The organism is Alsobacter sp., from assembly GCF_059501845.1.
Window position 1 is genome coordinate 524,403 of the sequence record NZ_JCACDK010000001.1, and the last position, 24,158, is coordinate 548,560.

28 protein-coding genes and 1 pseudogene are annotated in these 24,158 nt (G+C 67.6%); 13 read left to right on the forward strand and 16 right to left on the reverse strand.

The window, feature by feature from the left end; all coding sequences use genetic code 11:
* Positions 1-59 precede the first annotated feature (59 nt).
* Both hemF and AC5JCN_RS02360 read right to left on the reverse strand, forming a co-directional pair.
* The gene (hemF, locus tag AC5JCN_RS02355) at positions 60-992 is read right to left on the reverse strand and encodes an oxygen-dependent coproporphyrinogen oxidase (RefSeq protein ID WP_495753392.1); all 933 of its coding nucleotides are present in this window, start codon (positions 990-992) and stop codon (positions 60-62) included.
* Positions 989-1,513, reverse strand: coding sequence for a tRNA (cytidine(34)-2'-O)-methyltransferase (locus AC5JCN_RS02360; protein ID WP_495753393.1), 525 nt, complete (start codon positions 1,511-1,513; stop codon positions 989-991). Before AC5JCN_RS02360 ends, hemF begins: the two co-directional genes overlap by 4 nt.
* A 234-nt stretch (positions 1,514-1,747) precedes the next feature.
* Here AC5JCN_RS02360 and petA point away from each other — a divergent pair, with 234 nt between their 5' ends.
* From petA to AC5JCN_RS02380, 4 genes are all read left to right on the forward strand, one after another.
* On the forward strand, positions 1,748-2,281 hold the full coding sequence (petA, locus tag AC5JCN_RS02365; protein WP_495753394.1) for a ubiquinol-cytochrome c reductase iron-sulfur subunit: 534 nt from the start codon (positions 1,748-1,750) through the stop codon (positions 2,279-2,281).
* A gap of 22 nt (positions 2,282-2,303) precedes the next feature.
* A complete protein-coding gene (locus tag AC5JCN_RS02370) occupies positions 2,304-3,584 on the forward strand; it encodes a cytochrome b (protein WP_495753395.1) in 1,281 nt (426 codons plus the stop codon).
* 14 nt (positions 3,585-3,598) lie between these two features.
* Positions 3,599-4,480 (forward strand): cytochrome c1, encoded by an 882-nt coding sequence (locus AC5JCN_RS02375; RefSeq protein WP_495753396.1) that lies wholly within the window; start codon positions 3,599-3,601, stop codon positions 4,478-4,480.
* Positions 4,481-4,686: 206 nt separating this feature from the next.
* Entirely contained in the window at positions 4,687-5,562 is an 876-nt protein-coding gene (locus tag AC5JCN_RS02380; RefSeq protein WP_495753397.1) for an S-methyl-5'-thioadenosine phosphorylase, read from the forward strand.
* 6 nt (positions 5,563-5,568) lie between these two features.
* On the opposite strand, the gene AC5JCN_RS02385 is transcribed toward AC5JCN_RS02380, so the two are convergent.
* Positions 5,569-5,778, reverse strand: coding sequence for a hypothetical protein (locus tag AC5JCN_RS02385; RefSeq protein WP_495753398.1), 210 nt, complete (start codon positions 5,776-5,778; stop codon positions 5,569-5,571).
* A gap of 73 nt (positions 5,779-5,851) precedes the next feature.
* Between AC5JCN_RS02385 and AC5JCN_RS02390 the strand changes: the two genes are divergently transcribed.
* Both AC5JCN_RS02390 and AC5JCN_RS02395 read left to right on the forward strand, forming a co-directional pair.
* Entirely contained in the window at positions 5,852-6,382 is a 531-nt protein-coding gene (locus AC5JCN_RS02390; RefSeq protein ID WP_495753399.1) for an adenine phosphoribosyltransferase, read from the forward strand.
* Positions 6,383-6,430: 48 nt separating this feature from the next.
* Positions 6,431-7,195, forward strand: coding sequence for an SDR family NAD(P)-dependent oxidoreductase (locus tag AC5JCN_RS02395; protein ID WP_495753400.1), 765 nt, complete (start codon positions 6,431-6,433; stop codon positions 7,193-7,195).
* A gap of 158 nt (positions 7,196-7,353) precedes the next feature.
* Here AC5JCN_RS02395 and AC5JCN_RS02400 read toward each other — a convergent pair whose 3' ends face one another.
* From AC5JCN_RS02400 to AC5JCN_RS02445, 10 genes and pseudogenes are all read right to left on the reverse strand, one after another.
* Positions 7,354-7,854 carry a MaoC family dehydratase gene (locus AC5JCN_RS02400; RefSeq protein ID WP_495753401.1) on the reverse strand — a complete coding sequence of 167 codons (501 nt, stop codon included), beginning with the start codon at positions 7,852-7,854 and terminating at the stop codon, positions 7,354-7,356.
* Positions 7,851-8,318, reverse strand: a complete 468-nt coding sequence (locus AC5JCN_RS02405) for a MaoC family dehydratase (protein WP_495753402.1) — start codon at positions 8,316-8,318, stop codon at positions 7,851-7,853. The genes AC5JCN_RS02400 and AC5JCN_RS02405 overlap by 4 nt, the downstream gene beginning before the upstream one ends.
* Positions 8,319-8,326: 8 nt before the next feature.
* Entirely contained in the window at positions 8,327-9,424 is a 1,098-nt protein-coding gene (ychF, locus tag AC5JCN_RS02410) for a redox-regulated ATPase YchF (RefSeq protein WP_495753403.1), read from the reverse strand.
* A gap of 285 nt (positions 9,425-9,709) precedes the next feature.
* A complete protein-coding gene (pth, locus tag AC5JCN_RS02415) occupies positions 9,710-10,324 on the reverse strand; it encodes an aminoacyl-tRNA hydrolase (RefSeq protein WP_495753404.1) in 615 nt (204 codons plus the stop codon).
* Between the two features lie 81 nt (positions 10,325-10,405).
* Complete coding sequence (locus tag AC5JCN_RS02420) at positions 10,406-11,047, reverse strand: 50S ribosomal protein L25/general stress protein Ctc (RefSeq protein ID WP_495753405.1); 642 nt, start codon at positions 11,045-11,047, stop codon at positions 10,406-10,408.
* A gap of 152 nt (positions 11,048-11,199) precedes the next feature.
* Positions 11,200-11,313: pseudogene (locus AC5JCN_RS02425) on the reverse strand (VapC toxin family PIN domain ribonuclease); the annotation flags it as partial.
* Between the two features lie 61 nt (positions 11,314-11,374).
* Positions 11,375-11,569 carry a type II toxin-antitoxin system VapB family antitoxin gene (locus AC5JCN_RS02430; protein WP_495753406.1) on the reverse strand — a complete coding sequence of 65 codons (195 nt, stop codon included), beginning with the start codon at positions 11,567-11,569 and terminating at the stop codon, positions 11,375-11,377.
* A 74-nt stretch (positions 11,570-11,643) separates the two neighbouring features.
* A complete protein-coding gene (locus tag AC5JCN_RS02435) occupies positions 11,644-12,588 on the reverse strand; it encodes a ribose-phosphate pyrophosphokinase (RefSeq protein WP_495753407.1) in 945 nt (314 codons plus the stop codon).
* A gap of 201 nt (positions 12,589-12,789) precedes the next feature.
* A complete protein-coding gene (locus AC5JCN_RS02440; RefSeq protein ID WP_495753408.1) occupies positions 12,790-13,287 on the reverse strand; it encodes a hypothetical protein in 498 nt (165 codons plus the stop codon).
* Between the two features lie 50 nt (positions 13,288-13,337).
* The gene (locus AC5JCN_RS02445) at positions 13,338-14,489 is read right to left on the reverse strand and encodes a M24 family metallopeptidase (RefSeq protein ID WP_495753409.1); all 1,152 of its coding nucleotides are present in this window, start codon (positions 14,487-14,489) and stop codon (positions 13,338-13,340) included.
* Positions 14,490-14,578: 89 nt separating this feature from the next.
* Between AC5JCN_RS02445 and uvrC the strand changes: the two genes are divergently transcribed.
* The 4 genes from uvrC (at position 14,579) to AC5JCN_RS02465 (ending at position 18,164) form a co-directional block, all read left to right on the forward strand.
* Complete coding sequence (gene uvrC, locus AC5JCN_RS02450; protein WP_495753410.1) at positions 14,579-16,651, forward strand: excinuclease ABC subunit UvrC; 2,073 nt, start codon at positions 14,579-14,581, stop codon at positions 16,649-16,651.
* A 195-nt stretch (positions 16,652-16,846) separates the two neighbouring features.
* A complete protein-coding gene (pgsA, locus tag AC5JCN_RS02455) occupies positions 16,847-17,428 on the forward strand; it encodes a CDP-diacylglycerol--glycerol-3-phosphate 3-phosphatidyltransferase (protein WP_495753411.1) in 582 nt (193 codons plus the stop codon).
* Between the two features lie 9 nt (positions 17,429-17,437).
* Complete coding sequence (gene moaD, locus AC5JCN_RS02460) at positions 17,438-17,689, forward strand: molybdopterin converting factor subunit 1 (RefSeq protein ID WP_495753412.1); 252 nt, start codon at positions 17,438-17,440, stop codon at positions 17,687-17,689.
* A 1-nt stretch (position 17,690) separates the two neighbouring features.
* Positions 17,691-18,164, forward strand: a complete 474-nt coding sequence (locus AC5JCN_RS02465; protein WP_495753413.1) for a molybdenum cofactor biosynthesis protein MoaE — start codon at positions 17,691-17,693, stop codon at positions 18,162-18,164.
* 100 nt (positions 18,165-18,264) lie between these two features.
* Here AC5JCN_RS02465 and AC5JCN_RS02470 read toward each other — a convergent pair whose 3' ends face one another.
* The 3 genes from AC5JCN_RS02470 to AC5JCN_RS02480 form a co-directional block, all read right to left on the reverse strand.
* Positions 18,265-20,007, reverse strand: a complete 1,743-nt coding sequence (locus AC5JCN_RS02470) for a hypothetical protein (protein WP_495753414.1) — start codon at positions 20,005-20,007, stop codon at positions 18,265-18,267.
* 103 nt (positions 20,008-20,110) lie between these two features.
* Positions 20,111-20,461 carry a cupin domain-containing protein gene (locus tag AC5JCN_RS02475; RefSeq protein WP_495753415.1) on the reverse strand — a complete coding sequence of 117 codons (351 nt, stop codon included), beginning with the start codon at positions 20,459-20,461 and terminating at the stop codon, positions 20,111-20,113.
* 12 nt (positions 20,462-20,473) lie between these two features.
* Positions 20,474-21,361, reverse strand: coding sequence for a branched-chain amino acid aminotransferase (locus AC5JCN_RS02480; protein WP_495753416.1), 888 nt, complete (start codon positions 21,359-21,361; stop codon positions 20,474-20,476).
* A gap of 142 nt (positions 21,362-21,503) precedes the next feature.
* On the opposite strand from AC5JCN_RS02480, the gene AC5JCN_RS02485 reads away from it, so the two are divergent.
* Genes AC5JCN_RS02485 through AC5JCN_RS02495 form a run of 3 tightly spaced genes read left to right on the forward strand, consistent with a single transcriptional unit; the run spans position 21,504 to position 24,119 of the window.
* Complete coding sequence (locus tag AC5JCN_RS02485; protein WP_495753417.1) at positions 21,504-22,028, forward strand: MarR family winged helix-turn-helix transcriptional regulator; 525 nt, start codon at positions 21,504-21,506, stop codon at positions 22,026-22,028.
* Complete coding sequence (locus AC5JCN_RS02490; RefSeq protein WP_495753418.1) at positions 22,025-22,741, forward strand: response regulator; 717 nt, start codon at positions 22,025-22,027, stop codon at positions 22,739-22,741. The genes AC5JCN_RS02485 and AC5JCN_RS02490 overlap by 4 nt, the downstream gene beginning before the upstream one ends.
* 7 nt (positions 22,742-22,748) lie before the next feature.
* Positions 22,749-24,119 (forward strand): ATP-binding protein, encoded by a 1,371-nt coding sequence (locus AC5JCN_RS02495; RefSeq protein ID WP_495753419.1) that lies wholly within the window; start codon positions 22,749-22,751, stop codon positions 24,117-24,119.
* The last annotated feature ends 39 nt before the right edge of the window (positions 24,120-24,158 follow it).

Here is a 24,158-nt window from a genome sequence, read left to right on the forward strand (position 1 = left end):
CGCTGCGATGCGCACGGGATGACCCGCGTCGTCGCCGTCCGTCTTGCGAGTCGCCAAAGTTAAGGCCATTTCACCCGCGGCGGCATGCTCGACAGGATGCTTTCGACGTTTCCGCCGGTCTTCAGGCCGAATATCGTACCGCGGTCGTAGAGCAGGTTGAACTCGACGTAGCGGCCCCGGCGGACCAGTTGCTCCTCGCGGTCGGCGTCGGTCCAGGGCGACGACACATTGCGCTCCAGCACCGGCATGTAGGCCTTCTGGAAGGCGCGGCCCACGTCCTGGGTGAAGGCGAAGTCGGCCTTCCAGTCCCCGGTGTCCAGCCAGTCGTAGAAGATGCCGCCGATGCCGCGCGGCTCGCCCCGGTGCTTGAGGAAGAAGTACTCCTCGCACCATGCCTTCATGCGGGGATAGTCGCCGATGCCGGGATGGGCGTCGCAGGCGGCCTGCATGGCGGCGTGGAAGTGGCGCGTGTCTTCGTGCTCCTGGTTCCGGCGCCGGTCGAGGACGGGCGTCAGGTCAGCTCCGCCGCCGAACCACGCCCTCGTCGTCACCACGAAGCGCGTGTTCATGTGCACGGTGGGGACGAACGGGTTCCAGGGGTGGGCGATCAGCGAGATGCCGGAGGCCCAGAAACGTGGATCCTCGGAAGCACCCGGTATCTGGCCGCGGAACTCGGGAGCGAACTCGCCGTGCACCGTCGAGATGTGGACGCCGACCTTTTCGAAGACCCGGCCATGCATGAGGCTCATCTCGCCGCCGCCGCCCGGCGCGCCGGAATGGTCGGTGCGGGTCCAAGCCTTGCGCACGAAGCGCCCCGGAGTGCCTGACGGCGCCTCCGCGCCGAACGGGCCCGAGGCGGAATCCTCGGCGCCCTCGAAGGCGACGCAGATCTGGTCGCGCAGGTTGCGGAACCAGGCCGTGGCAGTGGCCTTGCGGTCCTCCAGCTCGCCGGCTGGGGGTAGGGGGGTCGTCTTCGTCTGCGGTGCCGTCACGGGGATGCTCCTTGCTCCGCCAAGGGAGCAAAGCCGCCGCATTGACGCAAGGCCTCGCCGACGATGATCGCCGCCGCCACCGCGACGTTCAGAGATCGCAGCCCGGGCTGAAGCGGGATGGCGATGCGGGCGTCCGCCGCGTCGTGCACATCCTCAGGGACGCCCGCCGACTCCCGGCCGACCAGCAGCACATCGCCGGCGCGGAAGCCGAACTGCGTGTGCGACAGCTCCGAGCGCGTCGTCGCCAGCACGATCCGCCGCCCGGTCGCGCGCTGGCCGGCAAGGAAGTCGGTCCAGCAGACGTGCCGGTCGACTGCGACATGGTCCAGATAATCCATGCCGGCCCTGCGGAAGGCCCTGTCGCTCACCGGGAATCCGGCGGGTTCGATGATGTCGACGGCAATGCCGAGGCAGGCCGCCATGCGCAGCATGGTCCCCGTGTTCTGAGGAATGTCCGGCTGGTACAGCGCGAGCCGCAGGCCTGCCCCGCCTGCCGCCGCTGCCCCGTCTTGATCTTTCATTCGGTAAACCCCCGGGAAACTCACGGCCTGCGCCTGTTGAACTATGGACAAGGGCTGGCACGCATGCGAAACAGCCGCCGCGCGGCGACTCCCGGTCGCATTGCGGGCTCAGTGTCTTGCGCGCATACCGGCCGGGATTTCGTTTGCGACCATCCGCCCAATACTCCGCTCCGGAGGTGCGTCTGCACAATCCTCCCCGGCGCATTCGGCGGGGCGTGTACGATCATTTCAGGGATGACAGACGTGGCCACAACTGCGGTTGAACATACCAGGCGGGACTTCCTGTTCATCGCCACGGGCGCTGTGGGTGCAGTCGGTGCTGCGGCGGCCCTGTGGCCCTTCATCAGCTCGCTGGCGCCCGACGCGCAAACCGTCGCAGCCGGCGCCCCCGTGGAATTCGACCTCGCGCCGGTCGCCGAAGGCCAGATCGTGAAGCTGTTCTGGCGTGGCAAGCTGATCTTCGTGCGTCACCGTACGGCGAAGGAGATCAAGGACGCCCAGGACGTGCAGCTCTCGGAGCTGAAGGACCCGCAGCCCGACTCGGCCCGCGTCAAGGAGGGCCACGACCAGTGGCTCATCGTCTACGGCAACTGCACCCATCTGGGCTGCGTGCCGCTTGGCCACGAGGGCCCCTACGAGGGCTGGCAGTGCCCGTGCCACGGTTCCATTTTCGATACGTCCGGCCGCATCCGGCAGGGCCCCGCGCCTACAAATCTGCCGGTGCCGCCCTACGATTTCGCGTCGGACACCAAGATCCAGATCGGTTGAGCGCCTTGCGCAGGGATATGCCATGAGCGGACATTCCACTTACGTTCCCAAGAGCGCCGTCGGCAAGTGGTTCGAGAGCCGCCTGCCGATCGTCGGTCTGGTCCATTCCTCGTTCATCGTGTTCCCGAACCCGCGGAACCTGAACTACTTCTGGACCTTCGGCGGCATCCTCGCCTTCATGCTGGTGGCGCAGATCATCACCGGCGTGGTGCTGGTGATGCACTACACGCCGCAGGCCGACCTCGCCTTCAACTCCGTCGAGCACATCATGCGCGACGTGAACTATGGCTGGCTGCTGCGCTACCTGCATGCCAACGGGGCGTCGATGTTCTTCATCGCCGTCTACGTGCACATCTTCCGCGGCATGTACTACGGCTCCTACAAGGCCCCCCGCGAGGTCCTCTGGATCCTCGGCGTCATCATCTTCCTTCTGATGATGGCGACGGCCTTCATGGGCTACGTGCTCCCCTGGGGGCAGATGTCGTTCTGGGGCGCCACGGTCATCACGAACCTCTTCTCGGCCTTCCCGGTGGTCGGCGAGACGATCGTGTCGTTCCTGTGGGGCGGCTACTCGGTCGCCAACCCGACGCTGAACCGCTTCTTCTCGCTGCACTACCTGCTGCCGTTCATGATCGCGGGCGTTGTCGTCCTGCACATCTGGGCGCTGCACATTCCGGGCTCCAACAACCCGGCCGGCATCGAGAAGAAGACGGAGAAGGACACGCTTCCCTTCCACCCGTACTTCACGGTGAAGGATGCGCTCGCGCTGTGCGTGTTCCTGATGGTCTACATGTGGTTCGTCATGTACATCCCGAACTACCTCGGGCATGCCGACAACTACATCGAGGCGAACCCGGCGGTGACCCCGGCGCACATCGTGCCGGAATGGTACTTCCTGCCCTTCTACGCGATCCTGCGTGCCATCCCGGACAAGCTGATGGGCGTGCTCGCCATGTTCGGCTCGATCGCCGTGCTGGTGTTCCTGCCCTGGCTGGACACGTCGCGGGTCAAGTCGGCCGCCTACCGGCCGCTGTTCCGGCAGTTCTTCTGGGTGTTCGCGATCGTCTGCGTCCTGCTCGGCTGGCTCGGATCCAAGCCGCCGGAGGGTGGATATGTGATCGCGTCGCGCATCTGCACGGCCTACTACTTCATCCACTTCCTCGTGATTCTGCCGGTTCTCGGACTGTTCGAGACGCCGCGGCGCGTGCCGGGTTCCATCGCTGAAGCGGTGCTCGGCAGCAAGGGAGGTTCGGCATCCGTCGTCGCCGCGGGTGCGGCGTCGGAACCGAGCACGAAGGGCTGAGGCCGGATACGGGGATGCATGCGATGATCACGATCCTCAAGCGCGGCCTTGCCGCCGGCCTCATTGCCGCGGCTATCGGCGCCGCGGTGGCCCCCGCCTCGGCAGCGGAAGGTGTGCTGCCCATGCGGAGCTCCTGGAGCTTCGCGGGGCCATTCGGGCGATACGATCCGCAGCAGTTGCAGCGCGGCTTCAAGATCTACCGCGAGGTCTGCTCCGGCTGCCACGCGATGAGCCTGGTGGCGTTCCGCAACCTGGAGCAGGAGGGAGGCCCCGGCTTCTCCGAGGCACAGGTGAAGGCGCTTGCGGCCGAGTACCAGGTGAAGGACGGCCCCAACGACAGCGGCGAGATGTTCGACCGGCCCGCGCGTCCGGCGGACCGCTTCCCGTCGCCGTTCCCGAACAAGCAGGCGTCGATGGCCGCCAATGGCGGCGCCTATCCGCCCGACTTCTCGGTTCTCGCCAAAGCACGCACCTATGAGCGCGGGTTCCCCTGGTTCCTGATCGACATCGTGACGCAGTACCAGGAGCAGGGCGTCGACTACATCTCCTCCCTGCTGCAGGGCTACGAGGAGCCGCAGGAGGGGGTCACGGTCCCCGACGGCAAATACTACAACAAGTATTTCCCCGGCCACATTATCTCCATGCCGCCTCCGCTCAGCGACGGGCAGGTGACCTATCCGAAGGGCCCCGACGGGCAGCCCCAGGCGCCCGAGACCGTCGCGCAGTACTCGCACGACATCGCGGCATTCATGATGTGGGCCGCCGAGCCGCACCTCGACGCCCGCAAGGCGCTCGGGCTCAAGGCGCTGCTGTTCCTGCTCGTCTTCGCGGGCCTGCTCTACTTCACCAAGAAGCGGATCTGGTCGCGCATCGGCGACGAGGCCGGCGCCCACTGAGGCGCTTCCGCCTGACGAGATACGAAAGGGCTCCCGCTGGGAGCCTTTTTCGTTTGTCTTCCGCTCGCTGGGGCTGGCTCCGGCCGGGATGGCGGCGAGTTGGCGTCGACGCGTCTTGCCTCGATACAGCCACTCTGCAACCCCGGCGTTCTTGATCGATCGGCCCGGCCCCTTACCCTGTCACCGCAACGAAGGGAGCCTCGGTCATGACGCGCGCCATTCTCGGCATCATCGGCGGATCGGGTATCTACGACCTGCCGGGGCTTACAGACGTGCGGGAGGAGGCCGTGGCCAGCCCCTGGGGCGAGCCGTCGGACGTGCTGCGGCGCGGCATGATCGGAGCGACCGAGATCGTCTTCCTGCCCCGGCACGGGCGCGGGCACCGGCTCTCTCCGTCGGACATCGACTACCGCGCCAACATCGACGCGATGAAGCGTGCCGGGGTCACCGACATGGTCTCGCTCTCGGCCTGCGGATCGTTCAAGCCGGAACTGCCGCCCGGCACCTTCGTGCTTGTCGACCAGTTTGTGGACCGCACGCACCGCCGGGAGAGCTCCTTTTTCGGCAAGGGGTGCGTGGCGCATGTGTCGATGGCGCATCCCGTCGGCCCGAGGCTGGTGGACCGGCTCGCTGCCGCCGCACAGTCCGAGGACGTCCCGATGCGCAAGGGCGGCACCTATGTCTGTATGGAAGGACCTCAGTTTTCCAGTTACGCGGAGTCGATGACCTACAAGGGCCTGGGCTACGACGTGATCGGCATGACGGCGATGCCGGAGGCCAAGCTCGCGCGGGAAGCAGAGATCACCTACGCCACGCTCGCGATGGTGACGGATTTCGACTGCTGGCACCCGGAGCACGACGTGGTCGACGTGAAATCGGTGATCGCCATCATGCACTCCAACATCGAGAAGGCCCGGCGCATCGTGGCCCGGCTCGCTGCCGATTTTCCGGCCGAGCGGGAGGACTGCCCGGTGGGATCCCACCGCGCGCTCGACCACGCCATCATGACCGCGCCCTCGGCGCGCGACCCGGCCTTGCTGGCGAAGCTCGACGCGGTGGCGGGGAGGGTGCTGCGCGGCTGATCCGCGTCAGAGCGGCATGCCGCGATGCCACCACGGCCCGCCGAAGATCGCGCCGAGGGCGGCCATCACGACCGCCATCACGATCGAAACCGCGATAGCCGCCGGTATCGCGGCAAGCCCGGCCTTGAAGAAGAACACGACCAGTCGCCCGAAGGAGATGTCGACGTCCGTGATCACCACCGGCTGAGGTACACCGGGCCCCGTCTGCATGCTCATGCCGCGCCTCCACACTGGTACGGACCGGCCGGTCCGTTATCATGCATCCGACAACAGGAGACCCGCTCCGTCCATGCTCGACCTCAAGGACGCCATCCGAACGATCCCCGACTATCCCAAGCCCGGGATCCTGTTTCGTGACATCACGACGCTGCTGGGGAACGCCCGGGCCTTCCGGCGCGCCGTCGACGAGTTGGTGCAGCCCTATGCGGGGACCAAGGTCGACAAGGTCGCCGGCATCGAGGCGCGCGGCTTCATCCTGGGTGGCGCGGTGGCGCACCAGCTCTCGGCGGGCTTCGTGCCCATCCGCAAGAAGGGCAAGCTGCCGCATGCCACCGTTTCCATCGCCTACTCGCTGGAATACGGCATCGACCACATGGAGATGCACGAGGACGCGGTGGCCAGGGGCGAGCGCGTCATCCTCGTCGACGACCTCATCGCCACGGGCGGTACCGCGACCGCTGCCGTGAACCTGCTGCGCCAGATCGGCGCCGAGGTGGTGGCGGCCGTGTTCGTGGTCGACCTGCCCGACCTCGGAGGTGCGCAGAAGCTCCGCGATCTCGGTGTCGAGGTTCGAACCCTTATGGCCTTCGAGGGCCACTGACGACCGATTCCATTCCCGGTGTTCGGGACAATAACAGGAGAAACGCCCATGATCCCGGACCTGAAGGACAAGGTCGTCCTCGTCACCGGCGGCTCGACCGGCATCGGCGCGGCCGCCGCGCGCGGCTTCGCCGCCAATGGTTCACGCGTGGCGGTGCACTACAACGAGAGCGCCGGCCCGGCCGAGGAGGTCGCCGCGTCCATCCGGTCGGCCGGCGGTCAGGCCGTGACGATCCAGGGTGACGTGATGGAGGCCGACGCGCCGAAGCGCATCATCGCCGCCGCGCTGGACGCCTTCGGCCGCGTCGACGTGCTCATCAACAATGCCGGCGGCATGCTGGGCCGGCGTCCGCTGCAGGAGGTCGACGACGCCCATTACGAGCGGGTGATGCGCCTCAACGCCTGGTCCGTCTTCGCCTTCACCAGGGAGATCCACCCCGTGATGAAGGCGCAGGGCGGCGGCAACATCATCAACGTCACGTCCATCGCCGCCCGGCATGGCGGGGGAGGCGGCTCGGTGATCTACGCCGCGTCGAAGGGCTTCGTGTCCACCTTCACCAAGGGGATGGCGAAGGAGCTGTGGGCCGACAAGATCCGCGTCAACGCGGTGTCGCCGGGTTTCATCGCCACGCCCTTCCACGCCCGCTATTCGACGGAGCAGCAGGTCGAGGCGGCACGCGCCACCATTCCGATGGGCCGCGTCGGCGATGCCGACGACTGCACGGGCGCCTTCCTCTATCTCGCCTCCGACGCGCTGTCGGGCTACGTCATGGGCCAGGTGATCGAGGTCAATGGCGGCCAGCTGATGCCGTGAAGCACCGGGGTGAAGGCGCCGATCCGCGCCTTGCTCCCCGCCTGCCTTCAGCGTCATTGCGAGGAGCGCAGCGGCGAAGCAACCCAGGAAACGGTACCGGACAAGCCGAAAGACCTGGGTTGCTTCGCTTCGCTCGCAATGACGTATCCGGGTCTGGATTACTCCGGGCGAAACAGTCGTTTTTGTTCAAACTGCTGCTTCCGTTCCAGGAACGCCTTGGCCTGGAACTCGAAGACCAGCTCGCCCTTCTGGTTCACGCCCGTGTTGCGGTGCGTGACGAGGCCCCATTGCGGGCGGCTGCCCGATGGGCGCTTGTCGACCAGCGTGGACGCATAGGTGATGGTGTCGCCGGCGTAGACGGGCTTCAGCCACTTCATGTCGCGGAAGCCCGGCGACGGGCCAAGTCGCGCGGATGGTCCGGTCGCGGCGCTTTCCTCGTCCTGCCGGCGCCGCACCATCAGGCGCATCCAGATTGCCGCCGTGTGCCAGCCACTCGCGCAGAGGGCGCCAAACGCGCTGTTGCGAGCGGCTTCCTCGTCGAGGTGGAAAGGCTGCGGATCGTACTGCCGGGCGAACTCCTTGATCTCCGGTGCCGTGAAGGTGTGGGAGCCGAGCTCGTCCGTTTCGCCGATGGCGAGGTCCTCGAACCAGCGGCTCATGACGCGGCCTCCGCTACAGTGTCGCGGCGGCCGAACATGATGCTGTTCGTCTGCTCCATCGCGACCTGGCCATCCTGGTCGACGAGTTCGAAGCGGAAGCGGACGAATCCCCTGTCCGGCTTCGAGCGCGAAGCCCGCGTTTCCAGCACGGTGTGCCTGACCGTCATCACAGAGCCGGGCCGTACGGGACGGAGCCACTTGACCTCATCGATGCCGGGAGCGCCCATAGCGGCTGCGTCGTCGAGCCAGCTGTCGCAGAGAATGCGCATCAGCATGGCGCAGCTGTGCCATCCCGACGCCGCCAGCCCGCCCAGGATGGAGGCCCTGCCAGCCTCCTCGTCGAGATGCATGGGCTGCGGGTCATAAAGCGCGGCGAAGGAGACGATCTCCTCGCGCGTGACGGAATGGGAACCGTAGGACGACGTGTCGCCCTCGTGGAAGTCCTCGAAATGCAGCCGCGGCATGGGCGGGCTCAGTTGGCGAAACGGAAATGCATCACGTCGCCGTCGGCGACGACGTATTCCTTCCCCTCCAGCCGCATGCGCCCCGCGTCACGGGCGCCCGCCTCGCCCTTGCCGCTGACGTAGTCGTCATAGGCGATGGTCTCGGCCCGGATGAAGCCTTTCTCGAAATCCGTATGGATGACGCCGGCCGCCTGCGGCGCACGCGTGCCCTTTGTGATCGTCCAGGCACGGGCCTCCTTCGGTCCCACCGTGAAGTAGGTGACGAGGTGCAGCAGGTCGTAGCCGGCGCGGATGACGCGGTTGAGGCCGGGCTCGTCGAGGCCCACGGCCTCGAGGTACTCCGCCTGCTCGTCCGGCGGGAGAACGGCGATCTCGCTCTCGATCTTGGCGGACACCACGACGGCGACGGCGTCCTCCTCCCTGGCGCGGGCAAAGACCCTGGCCGAAAAGGAATTGCCGTCATGGGCAGCGGCTTCCTCGACGTTGCAGACGTAGAGAACGGGCTTCGCCGTGAGAAGGTTGAGCTGCTGGAACAGCTTCTCCTCCTCGGTCTTGCGCTCGACGAGGCGGGCCGGCTTGCCGTCCTGGAGCAGCGTGAGGCAGCGCAGGACGAGATCCAGCGTCTCCTTGGCCTCCTTGTCGCCGCCGCGCGCCTTCTTCTCCAGGGTGACCACACGCTTCTCGAGGCTCTCGAGGTCGGCGAGCATCAGCTCGGTCTCGATGGTCTCGACGTCGGCGATCGGGTCGACCTTGCCCTCGACATGGGTGATGTCCCCGTCCTCGAAGCAGCGCACGACATGGGCGATGGCATCGACCTCGCGGATGTTGGCGAGGAACTGGTTGCCGAGGCCCTCGCCCTTCGACGCGCCGCGCACGATGCCGGCGATGTCGACGAAGGTGATCCGCGTCGGGATGATCTGCGCCGACTTGGCGATTCCGGCGAGCGCGTCCAGCCGGGGATCGGGCACCGCGACGTCACCGACATTGGGCTCGATGGTGCAGAACGGATAGTTGGCGGCCTGCGCCGCCGCCGTCTGCGTCAGAGCGTTGAAGAGGGTCGACTTGCCGACGTTCGGCAGGCCGACAATTCCGCATTTGAAGCCCATGTCTATCGCGCCAATCGTTCGAGTGTTTCGATGCCGTGCCGGAAGGAATTTACGATCAGGACGCCTTCGATCGTCTGTCCGTCGTTCATGTCCTCACTGAGGAAAACTCGGCACGAGGACAGGATCGCCGAGGCTCTTTCCTTGCTGCGCCGCTTCGACCCGCGCCTTTCGCGCCAGATCGTCGTCCATGCTGATGGTGACGTCCTTCATGATCAGCGGCCCGTGTTCCTGTGGGTCAGTGATATCGTGACTCTTGTCCGGGGCGTCAAACGGGAAGTGGACGCCCTACAGTTTGCCCGCCTCCTTCACGCCCTTCACCTCGCCCCAGCCGTGCCCTTCCATGCGCAGATGGACCTTGCTCTGGAAGGCGCTGTCGTCGCCCGCCGCAAGCAGCGGGGCGTACTCGGCGGTCGCGTCGCAAAGGTCAACGACCCAGTCGCGTTCGGCCTTGCCGAAGTCGCTGAGCACGTAGGGGTGCACCAGCTCCTTGGCTCCGGGATGGCCGATGCCGAGCCGGACGCGCCGGTACTCGTTGCCGCACTGGGCCGTGATCGAGCGCAGGCCGTTGTGCCCTGCATTGCCGCCGCCGAGCTTGACGCGCAGCTTGGCGGGCGGGAGGTCGAGCTCGTCGTGGAAGACGACGACGTCGGCGAGTGCGATCTTGAAGAAGCGCTGGGCCTCCGACACCGATCGCCCGGACTCGTTCATGAACGTCTCGGGCTTGAGCAGTACAACGCGCTCGCCCCCGATGGTGGTTTCGGTCGCCTCGCCCTGGAAGCGGCGGCGCCACGGCCCGGCCTTGTACGCACGCGCGATCGCCTCCACGGCCATGAAGCCGATGTTGTGGCGGTTGCCGGCGTAGCGGGAGCCGGGATTGCCGAGGCCGGCGAAGAGCAGCATGGCGGTGCCTCAGAATGGAAAAGGCCGCGGACGATGTCCGCGGCCCATCGGAGCGGCCGGGCCGCCCGGTCGCGGGTGCGATTACTTCTTGGCAGCCGGCGCGGCGGCGGCCGGGGCGGCCTCGGCGGCGGCGGCCGGAGCCTCTTCCTTCAGGCCGGACGGGGCGACCACGGTCAGGATCGTATAGTCGCGCTCCTGGTTGGCCGGGCGGGTGCCGGCCGGCAGGGGCAGGTCCGTGATGTGAACGGAGTCGTTCATGTCGAGCCCCTTGAGGTCGACCGTCACGGATTCCGGGATGGCGTCGGCCGGCGCAAAAAGCTCGATCGTGTGGCGCACGATGTTCAGCGTGCCGCCGCGCTTGATGCCGGGCGAGATCTCGCCGTTCTCGAAATGCACGGGCACCTCGACGCGGATCTGCTGGCCTGCCTTCAGGCGCAGGAAGTCGATGTGCAGCGGCGAATCCTTGACGGGATCGAGCTGATAATCGCGCGGCAGGACGCGGACCTTGGACCCGTCGACGTCGATCTCGAACTGGGTCGTCAGGAAGTGCCCGGCGAAAATGAGCTGCTGGGCGTTCTTGTAGTCGAGCGCGATGGCGACGGGCGGCTCGCCGGCGCCGTAGATGACGGCGGGGATGAGGCCCTGGCGGCGGACGGCGCGAGCGGCCCCCTTGCCGCCTGTAGCGCGCGTCGAAGCCTTGAGCTGCTTGACGGTCGTGGACATGGACAGTGTTCCTTCAACGAGAAGGGGCCGCGAGCGGCCCCGAACAGTCGCATCCGTGCCTCCAGGGGTGTCTGGCGGATGCGTGCGCGCGTATAGCCGAAAACACGGCCGGGGGGAAGGGCGGGTGGTTGCGCGAGGGCCGCCGGTCCAGGCTAGGCGAGCTCGGCCGCGACCGCCATCCGCTCGGCTTGCGCGCGCAGACGCTTGTCCCTCGTCCAGAGACGGACGCCGGGTGTGAGCAACACCGACGCGATGAGATGGGCATCGACACCATACGGTCCGAGGATCGGAGGTGGTCGATCCAGACGGACGTATCCACCAGGAGCATCAGTCGCCCTGGCGGCGTCGGTGCGGAGCCGCTGCTTCAGGATCGGTCCCGCCCAGCCTCGCGAGGCGACGTGCGCTTTCGCGCTCAATCAGAGCCCGCAGTCCTTCGCGCACCAGCTGATTGGTCTCACTGACCCCCGTCAGGGACTTAGCCTTGGCAATGAGATCGTCGTCGATGGCCAGTGTCGTGCGCATGGCTGCCTATTCCCGGTGCATCCAAACTGGCATCGATTGATGTCAGTTGCAATGCAGGGGCAGCAGCTGCGCCATCAGTCGAACAGGCTCGACACGCTCGTCTCGAGTGCCGTGCGGCCAATGGCTTCGCCGAGCAGGGACGCGATGGAGACGACGCGGATATTGCGTGCGACCTTCACCGCCACGGTCGGCTGGATGGAGTCGGTCAGCACCAGCGTCTTGAGCTTCGAGGCGGCGATGCGCGCCACCGCTCCTCCCGAGAGAACGCCGTGCGTGATATAGGCGTGAACCTCGGACGCGCCGTCCTTGAGCAAGGCCTCGGCCGCGTTGCACAGCGTGCCGCCGGAATCGACGATGTCGTCGACGAGGATGCAGGTTCTCCCCTTCACCTCGCCGATGATGTTCATCACCTCGCTCTCGCCGGCGCGCTCACGGCGCTTGTCGACGATGGCGAGCGGGGCATCGATCCGCTTGGCCAGGGCCCGGGCGCGCACCACGCCGCCGACGTCGGGGGACACGACCATGACGTTGGAGATGTCCATCCGCTCCTTGATGTCGCGGGCCATCAGCGGCGCGGCAAAGAGGTTGTCGGTGGGGATGTCAAAGAAGCCCTGAATCTGCCCGGCATGCAGGTCGATTGTCAGAACGCGATCGGCTCCCGCCTCGGTGATCAGGTTGGCGACGAGCTTGGCCGAGATGGGGGTGCGGCCCGAGGCGCGTCGATCCTGCCGCGCATAGCCGAAATAGGGCAGCACCGCCGTGATGCGCCGCGCCGACGAGCGGCGCAGCGCGTCGATGATGATCAGCAGCTCCATCAGGTGGTCGTTGGCCGGGAACGACGTCGACTGGACGACATAAACGTCCTGGCCGCGCACGTTCTCCTGGATCTCGACAAAGATTTCCATGTCGGCGAAGCGGCGGACCTGGCACTTGGCGAGCGGCACCTCGAGATAGGCGGCGATCGCGTCGGCGAGAGCGCGGTTCGAATTGCCGCAGACGAGCTTGATCTCGGCTTTCATCGTGTCGGCTCTCTCGCATCCACGCGGCAGGCGGCCCGGCGTGTCGGCCAAGCCTCGCCGCGGCTCTTAGCAGCCCCGCCCGGGGCGAACAATACGAACCCCGCCCCGGATGCACACCAAACTCTGTGCACGGTGCAGAAGCTGCTACCGCGGCATTCGATAGCCCAGCGCATCAACGACGCCATCGCGCTGCACCGAATCCTAACCGCCGCCGCTGATGAAGGCCGCCACCTCGTTCATGCTCTGAGATGTGAGCTTCATGATCTGCGTGTCGCCCACGCGCTCCCACGGGTCGGCGCTCTGGCCCGGCGCGGTTGCCGTGCTCGTGACCCGCTGGGCCCGCCGTCGCGAGGCGTCGAACACGTCCCACACGAGCGTCACCTCGGTCGTGCCGGCCTCGGTCGGAGTAGCCGTGAGGTAGCCCTTCAGATGATAGCGGGCGGGATCGCTGGGAGAGACCAGATCGATGCGCCGCTGCATCGCCTGGTTGACGACCGCGTCGTTGACCTTCCCAGCGAGTGCGTCCGGGGCACCTTCGATGACGTCGAGTGCGATCGGCACCCCGGGTGCGTCGACCATGCGGGCCACCGGGCCGCCGGTCGTATCCTGGCACCCCGACAGGAAAAGAGCTGCGAGAACGGCGAGAGCCGGAGCGACGGCCGTGACACACCGCCGGGGCAGGAACCGGGCCTGACTCATCGCTCCTCCCGACGCGCCATTGCTACACGCGCGTTTGGACTCCCTTAACGCTATCGGATCATCAGGTCCAGATCCGCACCGTTCAAGGTCTCGCGCCCCTCCGCCGTGAGCAACGATGTCCGGCCGAGGCACATGGCCGTCTCGCTCTCGGAGTCCATCAGGATCATGTGCAGGAACATGACCATGCCGGCTTCGAGCGGCCAGTCGTTCGCCTCGTAGAACATCGGCGGGTCCATCCAGGACGGGGCGAACTTGGCGCCCAGCGAATAGCCGCATGCGTTGAGCCGGTGCTGCGACAGGCCCAGCCTGTCGAGCACCCGCGCATGGGCAGCGAACACGTCGCCTGCAGTCGCTCCGGGCCGCAGGGCTTCCTCGCAGGCGGCCAGCGCCTTCCGGGCGGCCGCGTGATAGCGCCGGTGCAAGGGGCGAGGCTCCCCCACGACGATGGTCCGCATCGCCGCGCAGTGGTAGCGCCGGTAGGCGCCGGCAAACTCGAGCGTGATCTGGTCCTGCACCTCCAGCGTTCTGCGGCCGCTCTTGGAGCGGCAGAGCAGGGCCTCCCGGCCCGACCCGATGATGAATTCGTTGCCGGGGTATTCCCCACCGCCGCGGAACACGGCGCCCTGCTGCGCGGCGAGCACCTCGCCCTCGTCAGCCCCGGCCCTGACCGCGTCGATGCCGGCGCGGTCAGCCGCGTCGCAGAGTTCCGCCGCGCGGCGGACGAAGACGATCTCGGCCGGTGACTTCACCACCCGCAGCCGGGGCACGATCGCGCTGGCATCGACGACCGCGCAGCGCTCCGACAACACGGCCTCGAGCTGCCGTCCGAGTCCGTAGGTGAGGCCATGCGCGTCGAACTCGACGCCGAGCCGGCCGGGCAGCAGGCGCAAGGATTCGAGCAGGTCGGCGGTCGCGAGCGCCGGGGCGGCATCACGACCATCCTTCCAGATCCGGATGTCCGCGAGGGTGGAGGTGAGTTGCGCCTGCCGCAGATCGGCCGAGCGAGTGAGAAGCGCCATGCGTCCATCGGCGGACACCACGAGACACTGGAAGAAGCAGAAGCCGAACGTGTCGTAGCCCGTCAGCCAGTACATGCTCTCCTGCGAGAAGAGCAGCATTCCGTCCAGCCGAGCCTCCTGCATGGCCGCCAGCAGCCGCGTCCGTCGGGCCGCGAACTCGTGGGCCGTGAAGTGAAGGGCCATGGTGTCTCCAGCCTGTCATCGAGCGCGCCAGGCGCGGCGCGTCACGCCGGCAACTTCCATGCCGCGCCGCGTCGTCCTATCTCTCGCGCATGACGAGGCCACCCCACACGACTCGATCCGACGCTGATCTTCCTCCCGGCGCCGTTCCGGACGGCGAAGACGACGAGGAGATCCAGGGCCTGGACGATCTGCCGCCGGAGGAGGGCGATTCCGGCGTCGATCTCGCATTCCACGAGGAGGGTGGGGGCAGCGCCCGGTTGCGTGCCGGCGCCGCAGCCATCGCGGCGGTCTGGCGCACTTTGCCGAATGCTCCGGGTGTCTACCGGATGATCGATGCCGAGGGAGCGGTGCTCTATGTCGGCAAGGCCCGCTCGCTGAAGAAGCGGGTCGCCTCCTACACGCGCGGCGTCGGTCACGGCAACCGCATCGCCCGCATGATCTCCGAGACGGCGACGATGGAGTTCGTCACCACGGAGACGGAGACCGAGGCGCTGCTGCTTGAGGCAAACCTCATCAAGCAGCTGAAGCCGCGGTTCAACGTGCTGCTGCGCGATGACAAGTCCTTTCCCTACATCCTGATCACGGGCGACCACGTCTCGCCGCAGCTGACGAAGCACCGTGGGGCGCGGTCGCGGCCGGGAGACTATTTCGGTCCGTTCGCCAGCGTCTGGGCCGTGAACCGTACGCTCAACGCGCTGCAGCGCGCCTTTCTGCTGCGCAGCTGCTCGGACAGCTACTACGAGAACCGCACGCGGCCCTGCCTGCTGCACCAGATCAAGCGCTGCGCCGCCCCCTGCACGGGGGAGGTGGGGCATGTCGAGTATGCCCGCCTGGCGGCGCAGGCCCGCGACTTCCTGCGTGGGCGGAGCGTGAACGTGAAGCAGGACCTCGCTGCCGAAATGCAGAAGGCCTCCGACGCGCTGGAGTTCGAGCGCGCGGCCCGCTACCGCGACCGTCTCGCCGCCCTCTCGGCCATCCAGGCAAGCCAGGACATCAATCCCCAAAGCGTGGAGGAGGCCGACGTCTTCGCCCTGCACGAGGAGGCAGGCCAGTTCTGCGTGGAAGTGTTCTTCTTCCGCAACTTCCAGAACTGGGGCAACCGCGCGTATTTCCCGCGCGCGGACCGCTCGGTGCCGCTTGAAGAGGTGATGGAGGCCTTCGTCGCCCAATTCTACGACGACAAGCCGGCGCCACGGCTGGTGCTGCTGTCGCATCCGATCGCGGATCGCGAGGTGCTGGAGGATGCCCTGTGCACCCGCGCCGGCCACAAGGTCGAGGTCAGCGTTCCCAAGCGGGGGGAAAAGCGCGACCTGGTCGAGCACGCCGCTTCCAATGCCCGCGAGGCGCTCGGTCGCAAGCTGGCCGACACGTCATCGCAGCAGAAGCTGCTGGGCGCGCTGGGACAGGCCTTCGGCCTTCAGGGCCCCGTCCGCAGGGTGGAGGTCTACGACAACTCTCACATCATGGGGACCAACGCGGTGGGGGCGATGATCGTGGCCGGCCCGCAGGGCTTCTCCAAGCCGCACTATCGTACCTTCACCATCCGCTCGACCGAACTCACCCCGGGCGACGACTACGCCATGATGCGGGAGGTCCTCACCCGCCGCTTCTCGCGGCTCATGAAGGAGGCCCCGAGGGAGCCGTCGGCATCCCCGGCAGCGAATGCAGCGGAGATGGCGAGCGATGCCGGCTCCTCCGACATGCCGTCCTGGCCGGACCTCGTGCTCGTCGATGGTGGACGGGGACAGCTCGACGCGGCGCGCGGCGTGCTGGCGGAGCTGGGTGTCGAGGGCGTGCCGCTGGTCGGGATTGCCAAAGGCCCCGACCGCGATGCGGGGAGGGAGACATTTTTCGTGCCGGGCAAGGAGCCGTTCAAGCTCGCTCCGCGCGATCCTGCCCTGTACTTCATCCAGAGGTTGAGGGACGAGGCCCACCGTTTCGCCATCGGAACACATCGCGCCAAGCGGCGGAAAGAGTTCACGAAATCTCCCCTGGACGAGATCTCCGGCGTGGGTCCCTCGCGCAAGCGCGCGCTGCTGCTGCACTTCGGCACGGCCAAGGCGATCGCCCGCGCATCCCTCGACGACCTCGCCAAGACACCGGGGGTGAACATGGCCACGGCGAAGGCCGTCTACGATCACTTCCACGAGGGCCGGGGATGAACGGGCCCGTAACACCGCGAGGACCGTGGAGGTGCCGTTGACGGGCGAGCGCGGGGTGTGCTTCCTCAGCGACGGACGTGGCGCGACCGGGCACACCGGCCGGGCAACGCCCTGTTCCCATCCCCTGGACGCCGGATCACGGCCAGCCCGCCCGACCGGCGGCAGGCGAACCGGCGGACCGCCCTGGCGAGAGACATGAAGCGGGTCAGCCCGTTCAACCTTCCGAACCTCCTCACGACGGGGCGCGTGGTCGCCGTGCCGGCGGTCGTGGCCTGCATGTTCTGGCCCGAGGAGTACTGGATGCGCTGGGTGGCGCTCGGCATCTTCGTGCTGGCCGCCATCACCGATTATCTCGACGGCTACCTCGCCCGGGCCTGGTCGCAGCAATCGGCGTTGGGGCGCATGCTAGACCCCATCGCCGACAAGCTCCTCGTCGCAGCGACACTGCTGATGCTGGTCGCCGACAAGACGATCGCGTCGTGGTCGATCTGGGCCGCGATCGTCATCCTGTCGCGCGAGATCCTGGTCTCCGGCCTGCGCGAATATCTCGCCGAGCTCCGCGTCAGCGTGCCGGTCTCGACCGTGGCGAAGTGGAAGACCACCGTGCAGCTGGTGGCCGTCGGTTTTCTCATCGTCGGTCCCGCCGGCGAGAGCGTGCTGCCGGGAACGGTGACGATCGGCATCGTGCTGCTGTGGATCGCCGCATTGCTGACCCTCTACACGGGCTATGACTACTTCCGGGCCGGGATCCACCACGTGATCGAGCAGGCCGACTGAGGGCAAGGAATGCGGATCGTTTATTTTGCCTGGGTGCGTGAGCGCATCGGCAAGGCCGAGGAAGAGCTGTCGCCTCCAGAGAGCGTCCGGACCGTTGCGGACCTCGCATCCTGGCTGGCGGGGCGCGGCGAGGAATACGCCTACGCCTTCGAGAACCCCGCCATCGTCCGCGCCGCGATCGACCGCAAGCACGTCAAGCCCGACACGCCCCTCGGCGGTGCGGCCGAGATCGCGTTCTTCCCGCCCATGACCGGGGGCTGACATGGCCACCGTCCCGGTCGTCGTGCGCGTGCAGGCGGAGGATTTCGACGCTGCCGCCGAGGCCGCGGCACTCACCGGGGGCCGTACGGACATCGGCGCGGTGGTCACTTTCACCGGGCTCTGCCGGGCCGAGGGCGGCACGCTGGCTGCCCTGGAGCTGGAGCACTATCCCGGCATGGCCGAGGAGGAGATGGCAGCGGTCGCCCATGAGGCAGTGTCGCGCTGGCCTCTGCAGGGTGTGGTTGCCATCCACCGGTTCGGCAAGATTCCGCCCGGCGGCAACATCGTGCTCGTCGTCACCGCGTCGGCCCATCGTGCCGCCGCGTTCGAGGCCGCTTCGTTCCTGATGGATTATCTCAAGACCCGCGCGCCCTTCTGGAAAAAGGAGCACCGCGTCGACGGGACCTCAGGCGACTGGGTCGAGGCCAAGGAGGCTGACGACCGGGCCGCGGAGCGCTGGGGCAAGGGGCGTTGACCGTCCAGGCCGCGCGCCTACGGGTCAAGCCGGGCTGGCGCGGTCCGCATCGGTTCAGAACCGCCATAACCCTTTCCCTCCGGTCGCCTCCGGCCTGACGCTACTCGCAGAGCTCCCGTTTCATGGCCTGTGCGTAGCGGCGAAGTCTCGCCTGCAGCCTCGCCTGCTCGGCCGGCTGCCCCGCGTGGGAGGCGAGCGCCATCGTGATCGCCCCGATGCGGAAGGCGATCCAGCACGGGCGGTAGAACTCCACCAGCTCCGGCGCGATGGGGCGACCCGCCGCAGCCTCCGACTGGCCGCGCAGCTCCTCGGTGCGGCCGCGGCCTAGCTCGAACTCGACGGCTACCCCCGCCACGTCCCAGGCGGGATCCTGACAGCCGACGAGATCGTGTGACGCATGGTGGTCGAGAGCATCGGTCTTGAGGATTTTGCCATCCTGGATCGCGATCCACTCGTGCGCGTCCATCCGGCCGTCCGTCTCGACCCTGCGAACAGTGGTCTCCAGGCGGTCGGCCACCCCGGCGAGGTGGCCCAGCCGACGCCCCGCCTCGTCTCCGAACTGCTCTGAAGTGTTCTGGACAGCCATCGCAGCGAGTTCGGGAAGCGTTGCTCCAGATGATCGCCCGGCCGGGAAGGCCCTGGCGAGGGTTCCGACATACCCGGCGAGATTTGCGAGCAGGCCAGCTTCGCCCGCGTCCGCTCGGGTCAGCGGCCGTGCGCCGGCGTGCCATCGTTCCACCAGGAAGCCGTGCATGAAACCGAGAGGCTCCGGCGTGAAGCCCGCCTCGAACAGCGCCTTGGCCCGCGCGAGCTTTCGTTGCCCGGTTGGGCCGAGCCCTGCGAAGCGGGCGAGCACCGGGCCGGTCGGCGTCTCGAACAGGAACTTGCGCCTCTCCTGCATCGTGTCCGCTGCCGGCCAGAACTCTTCCGCCGCGAAGAGCCGGGCTCTCCATGCCCCGCCGGACAGGTCTGCTGCGAGCGTTGCGGGTTTGCCGAGGAGGTCCGACACCCACTGCTCCAGACGGTGCTCCGTCCGTGCCGCATGCAGGACGAGGTCCTCGAACCCGACGCAGCGCCGGTCCAGGCGGGGCCAGCGTTCGAGGTGCCTCTGATCGGCCTGCGAACCCGGCGAGCTCGCGTGGCCTGTGAAGAGGGTGAGACGGCCCGTTTCCACGCCCCGGTCGTCGAGCCAGTCGCAGACCGCGCCGAAGGAGCTGCCGGACAGGCCCGGCCCTTCGTCCACGATTGCGAAACGGAGGGCCGGGTCTGACAGAAGCTCGTGTTCCAGCTGCGGGCCCGGCGTTATGACGCGCCGGAAGGGATGGCCGTGCGGCCGCACGGTCGCCGTGACCGGGGCTGTCGTGCGCGAGCCCACCATGGCCGCCAGGCCCGTCCCGATGCTCCGCAGGCCGATAACGGCATGCGCGGCTGCTGGAAGGCCGCGGGCGGCCTCGGCATAGGCTTCGGGGTAGAGAGCGTAGAAGGCGTAGCCTTCGGGCTGGCGGCATGTGACCGCCCCGGGGAGATCGGGCTCGGGGACGGTATCGATCCGCTCTGGCATGGCCGTGAAGCCGCTGTCCCATGAGCCCGAGATGACGTGGCCCATGCGGCAGAGGAGGCCCATCAGGGCTGCTGCGCCGGGGCCGGGTTCGTCCTCGCCGCTTTCCGCGACCTCCGCGTCTGCCACCCCCTGCGCGAGTTCCGCGGCGAGGATGAAGGCGGCGACGAGCCCGGAATGCCGGGCAAGTCCGTCGAGCCGAACCGCCGAGCCCCAGAGCTGGAGCGCTTCCGCCAGCCGGTCCCGTGCGTCGACCGAAACGGACCTGTCGCCATAGACCAGCATCGTCTCAGCCCGCCCGGGAGCCAGGGGATATGGGCGGCAAGGTGATTTCGGACGAGAAAGTCATGCCCGCCGACAACGCGGCGGGCATGACGGCGTTGCAGGTTCAGGCGGCCTCGCCGCCTTTCGGGCCCCAGAACACGACCCACGTGCTGAAGCCGGTCGAGAACTCCTCGAACCGGTGCTCCACGCCCGCCTCGACGAAGAGGACGTCGCCCGGCCCGAAGCTGCGCCGTTCGCCGGCCTTGGAGAACACGCCGGTGCCGCTCGCGACGATATAGATCTCGTCCTGCTCGTGCGGGGTCTGGCGGTCTGCTCCGACAGGGGCATAGAGCTCCACGCTCATCGTCCCGTGGCGCAGCAGCACGGCGAAAGGCTCGGGCACGGCGGAGAGGGCCTGCTGCGCCTCGGCGGACGTCACCGCCCAGGGAGGAGGGCCGGCCAGTGGGTCGCTCATGGCATCCTCCTGTCAGGCAGCACGGGCCCTGGGCCGGACCTCGGCCGCATAGTCCTCGATCAGGGTGCGGGTGATGGCGCCGGGGGTGAACACCTGACCTGCGACCTCTCCGACCGGGGTGATCTCGGCGGCGGAACCGGTGATGAAGCACTCCGTGAAGTCCTTCAGCTCCTCCGGCAGGATGCGCCGCTCCACCACCTCGATCCCCCTCCGGCGTGCGAGATCGATGACGGTCTTGCGCGTCAGCCCGTCGAGGAAGCAGTCGGCGATGGGCGTGTGGATCTGGTTTTCGCGCGCAAAGAATACGTTCGCGCCCGTGCATTCCGCCACGCGCCCCTGCCAGTCGAGCATCAGGGCGTCGGCGTAGCCCTTTCGCTCCGCCCTGTGCTTGGAGATGGTGCAGATCATGTAGAGACCAGCCGCCTTGGATCGCGACGGTGCGGTCGCGGGGTCGGGGCGGCGGTACTCCGCCCAGTCGAGGCGAATGCCCTTCATGCGCTGCTCGGGGTCGAAATAGCTCGGCCAGTTCCACGACGCGATGGCGAGGTGGATGGTGGTGTCCTGCGCCGACACGCCGATCATCTCGGAACCCCGCCACGCGACCGGACGCAGATAGGCGTCGGTCTGGCCGTTTGTCTCGACCACGAGGGCCTTGGCCGCGTCGATCTCCTCGACCGACCAGGGGATTTCGAAATCGAGATACTCGGCAGAGGCCTTCAGCCTCTTCGAATGCTCCGTGGATTTGAAGACCTGGCCACCATAGGCACGCTCTCCCTCGAAAACGCAGGATCCGTAGTGCAATCCGTGCGTCAGGACGTGTACCCTCGCGTCACCCCAGGCCACGAGCCGGCCGTCCAGCCAGATGAATCCTTCGCGCTTGTCGAACGGGATGACGGACATGACGATGTCTCCTTGCCTCGCGCGGCACATCCGGAAGGGCGGCAGCCGATCCGGGTTCTTTCCTTTCGCCGCGAGCCCTTGACGCGTAACAATCGCCCTGAAATATGTCAACATCACTGACGTAAATAGGATCCGAGCCGCGATGCAGCCTGCCGTCGAGTTCCGCCTGGACGATCACAGCGCCGATGCGCAGGAGCCGCCGCTTTTCGACCTCATCGAGCTGCTTTTCTTCGCCTATCGGGACTTCGTCGGGGATCCCGACCGGATCCTCGCCCAGTACGGTTTCGGCCGGGCGCATCACCGCGTTCTTCACTTCGTCAACCGCAACCCGGGGCTCACGATCGCTTCGCTCCTCGACATCCTGCGCATCACCAAGCAGAGCCTGAACCGCGTGCTGAAGGACCTGCTGGAGAAGGGTTATGTCGAGCAGCGGGCGGGCCTCGTCGACCGCCGCCAGCGGCTCCTCTACGTGACGCCACGCGGCGCCGCGCTGGCGCTCGACCTTGCCGCCATGCAGACGCAGCGAATCTCGCGTGCGCTGGAGGAGGCCGGGCCCGAGGCGGCGGAGGCGGCGCGCGCCTTCCTGCGCGCCATGGTCGAGCCCGCGGACCGCGAGGAGGTGGGGCAGATGGTCCGCTCGCCCATCGGGCGGGGAGGGGAGCGGTGAGCACCCGCGCACGGGCGGCGCCCCCCGATGACGCGCCGCACGTCCTCGTCGTCGACGACGACCGGAGGATCCGCGACCTGCTCTCCCGGTTCCTCATGGAGCACGGCTACCGCATCTCGACCGCCAAGGACGCCGTCGACGCTCGCGCGCAGATTGCCAGTATCGTCTTCGATCTCTACGTGCTCGACGTCATGATGCCGGGCGAGAACGGCTTCGACCTCGCGCGCTGGATCCGCACCCGGTCGGAAATCCCGATCCTGATGCTCACGGCCCGCGCCGATCCGCGAGACCGCGTCGAGGGCCTGGAAATCGGCGCGGACGACTACCTGCCGAAGCCCTTCGAGCCGCGTGAGTTGGTGCTGCGCATCAACAACATCCTGCGCCGCAATGCGCCGGCCGCGCCGCTGGCGCCAAGCGCCCCCGAGTCGGTGCGCTTCGGCGACTTCACCTTCCGCCTCGACCGCGGCGAGCTGCGGCAGGGCGACGAGGTGGTGCGCCTGACCGAGCGCGAGCGGGAGATGCTGCTGGTGCTCGCCCAGAGCGGCGGCGAGACGGTGCCGCGCGACGCGCTCGCGGGCTCCGGCGAAGTCTCGAACGAACGCACGATCGACGTGCAGATCAATCGCCTGCGCCGCAAGATCGAGACGGATCCGGCCAATCCGCTGCACCTGCAGACCGTGCGCGGCATAGGCTACCGGCTCTTCGTCGATTGAGGAGCGGATGAGGAGCGGCACCCCACTCGTCCGGCGACCGCTCGCGTTGTACCACCGCTCTGCGCGCTGGCTGGGCCGGCGCATGCCCAAGGGGCTGTTTGCCCGGGCGCTGATCATCATCATCGCCCCGATGATCATCCTGCAGTCGGTGATCGCCTACGCTTTCATGGAGCGGCACTGGCAACTCGTCACCCGGCGGCTGTCGCAGGCCGTGACGCAGGACATCGCCGCCCTCATCGATATCGCGCAGAGCTATCCTCAGGATCCGAAGTTCGAGACGCTGACGCGCATCGCCAGCGAACGGCTGAACCTCGACGTCGAGATCCTGCCGGCCGGCCCGCTGCCGCCGCCCGCGCCCAAGCCGTTCTTCTCGATCCTCGACTCCACCCTGTCGCGCGAGATCCGCGTGCAGATCGGCCGGCCGTTCTGGATCGACACGGTCGGCCGCTCCAACATCGTCGAGATCCGCATCCAGCTCGACAACGGCATCATGCGGGTGCTCACCCGCCGGTCGCAGGCCTACGCCTCCAACTCGCACATCTTCCTGATGTGGATGGTCGGCACGTCCTTCGTTCTGCTCGGCATCGCGGTGCTGTTCCTGCGCAACCAGATCCGGCCGATTCTGCGCCTTGCCGAGGCGGCGGAGAGCTTCGGCAAGGGGCGGGAAATCGAGTTCCATCCCCGCGGGGCGCGCGAGGTCCGCCAGGCCGGTCATGCCTTCATCGAGATGCGGCGACGCATCGAGCGCGCCTTCGAGCAGCGCACCGCCATGCTGAACGGCGTCAGCCACGACCTGCGCACCATCCTCACCCGGTTCCGGCTGTCGCTCGCGCTGATGGACGAGGAGGACAATCCCGACGTCGAGGCGATGAAGAAGGACGTCGACGAAATGACCCGCATGCTGGAGGCCTATCTCTCCTTCGCGCGCGGGGACGCCGGGGAAACGGCGACGCCCACCGACATGGGCACCCTGCTCGAGGAGCTGAAAGCCGATGCCGAGCGCGCCGGGCATGCCACCGAGGTCAAGGTCAGCGGCGACCCGGTGGCCACCGTGCGCCCCGACGCCTTCAAGCGGTGCCTGGCCAACCTCGTCTCGAACGCCGTGCGCCATGGAGACCGGATCTCCATCACCGCCGTGCGCGACCCGCGCTGGCTGACGATCACGGTCGACGATGACGGACCGGGCATCCCGGAGGATCAGCGCGACGAGGTATTCAAGCCCTTCGTGCGGCTCGACGAGGCCCGCAACATCGACGAGGGCGGCACGGGCCTGGGCCTCGCCATCGCGCGCGACATCGCCCGTTCGCACGGCGGCGAGGTGATGCTTGCCGACAGCCCGCTGGGCGGGCTCAGGGCGGCTGTCAGGGTGCCCGTTTAGCCTTTCTCTGGTCGAAAGCCTCACCGCGCGTCTGAAGAC

Excerpts from the sequence above, each read along its gene's own strand:
- AC5JCN_RS02360 (WP_495753393.1), bottom strand. The coding sequence starts at position 1,513 with ATGAAAGATCAAGACGGGGCAGCGGCGGCAGGCGGGGCAGGCCTGCGG.
- petA (WP_495753394.1), top strand. The coding sequence starts at position 1,748 with ATGACAGACGTGGCCACAACTGCGGTTGAACATACCAGGCGGGACTTC.
- AC5JCN_RS02370 (WP_495753395.1), top strand. The coding sequence starts at position 2,304 with ATGAGCGGACATTCCACTTACGTTCCCAAGAGCGCCGTCGGCAAGTGG.
- AC5JCN_RS02375 (WP_495753396.1), top strand. The coding sequence starts at position 3,599 with ATGCATGCGATGATCACGATCCTCAAGCGCGGCCTTGCCGCCGGCCTC.
- AC5JCN_RS02380 (WP_495753397.1), top strand. The coding sequence starts at position 4,687 with ATGACGCGCGCCATTCTCGGCATCATCGGCGGATCGGGTATCTACGAC.
- AC5JCN_RS02385 (WP_495753398.1), bottom strand. The coding sequence starts at position 5,778 with ATGAGCATGCAGACGGGGCCCGGTGTACCTCAGCCGGTGGTGATCACG.
- AC5JCN_RS02390 (WP_495753399.1), top strand. The coding sequence starts at position 5,852 with ATGCTCGACCTCAAGGACGCCATCCGAACGATCCCCGACTATCCCAAG.
- AC5JCN_RS02395 (WP_495753400.1), top strand. The coding sequence starts at position 6,431 with ATGATCCCGGACCTGAAGGACAAGGTCGTCCTCGTCACCGGCGGCTCG.
- AC5JCN_RS02400 (WP_495753401.1), bottom strand. The coding sequence starts at position 7,854 with ATGAGCCGCTGGTTCGAGGACCTCGCCATCGGCGAAACGGACGAGCTC.
- AC5JCN_RS02405 (WP_495753402.1), bottom strand. The coding sequence starts at position 8,318 with ATGCCGCGGCTGCATTTCGAGGACTTCCACGAGGGCGACACGTCGTCC.
- ychF (WP_495753403.1), bottom strand. The coding sequence starts at position 9,424 with ATGGGCTTCAAATGCGGAATTGTCGGCCTGCCGAACGTCGGCAAGTCG.
- pth (WP_495753404.1), bottom strand. The coding sequence starts at position 10,324 with ATGCTGCTCTTCGCCGGCCTCGGCAATCCCGGCTCCCGCTACGCCGGC.
- AC5JCN_RS02420 (WP_495753405.1), bottom strand. The coding sequence starts at position 11,047 with ATGTCCACGACCGTCAAGCAGCTCAAGGCTTCGACGCGCGCTACAGGC.
- AC5JCN_RS02430 (WP_495753406.1), bottom strand. The coding sequence starts at position 11,569 with ATGCGCACGACACTGGCCATCGACGACGATCTCATTGCCAAGGCTAAG.
- AC5JCN_RS02435 (WP_495753407.1), bottom strand. The coding sequence starts at position 12,588 with ATGAAAGCCGAGATCAAGCTCGTCTGCGGCAATTCGAACCGCGCTCTC.
- AC5JCN_RS02440 (WP_495753408.1), bottom strand. The coding sequence starts at position 13,287 with ATGAGTCAGGCCCGGTTCCTGCCCCGGCGGTGTGTCACGGCCGTCGCT.
- AC5JCN_RS02445 (WP_495753409.1), bottom strand. The coding sequence starts at position 14,489 with ATGGCCCTTCACTTCACGGCCCACGAGTTCGCGGCCCGACGGACGCGG.
- uvrC (WP_495753410.1), top strand. The coding sequence starts at position 14,579 with ATGACGAGGCCACCCCACACGACTCGATCCGACGCTGATCTTCCTCCC.
- pgsA (WP_495753411.1), top strand. The coding sequence starts at position 16,847 with ATGAAGCGGGTCAGCCCGTTCAACCTTCCGAACCTCCTCACGACGGGG.
- moaD (WP_495753412.1), top strand. The coding sequence starts at position 17,438 with ATGCGGATCGTTTATTTTGCCTGGGTGCGTGAGCGCATCGGCAAGGCC.
- AC5JCN_RS02465 (WP_495753413.1), top strand. The coding sequence starts at position 17,691 with ATGGCCACCGTCCCGGTCGTCGTGCGCGTGCAGGCGGAGGATTTCGAC.
- AC5JCN_RS02470 (WP_495753414.1), bottom strand. The coding sequence starts at position 20,007 with ATGCTGGTCTATGGCGACAGGTCCGTTTCGGTCGACGCACGGGACCGG.
- AC5JCN_RS02475 (WP_495753415.1), bottom strand. The coding sequence starts at position 20,461 with ATGAGCGACCCACTGGCCGGCCCTCCTCCCTGGGCGGTGACGTCCGCC.
- AC5JCN_RS02480 (WP_495753416.1), bottom strand. The coding sequence starts at position 21,361 with ATGTCCGTCATCCCGTTCGACAAGCGCGAAGGATTCATCTGGCTGGAC.
- AC5JCN_RS02485 (WP_495753417.1), top strand. The coding sequence starts at position 21,504 with ATGCAGCCTGCCGTCGAGTTCCGCCTGGACGATCACAGCGCCGATGCG.
- AC5JCN_RS02495 (WP_495753419.1), top strand. The coding sequence starts at position 22,749 with ATGAGGAGCGGCACCCCACTCGTCCGGCGACCGCTCGCGTTGTACCAC.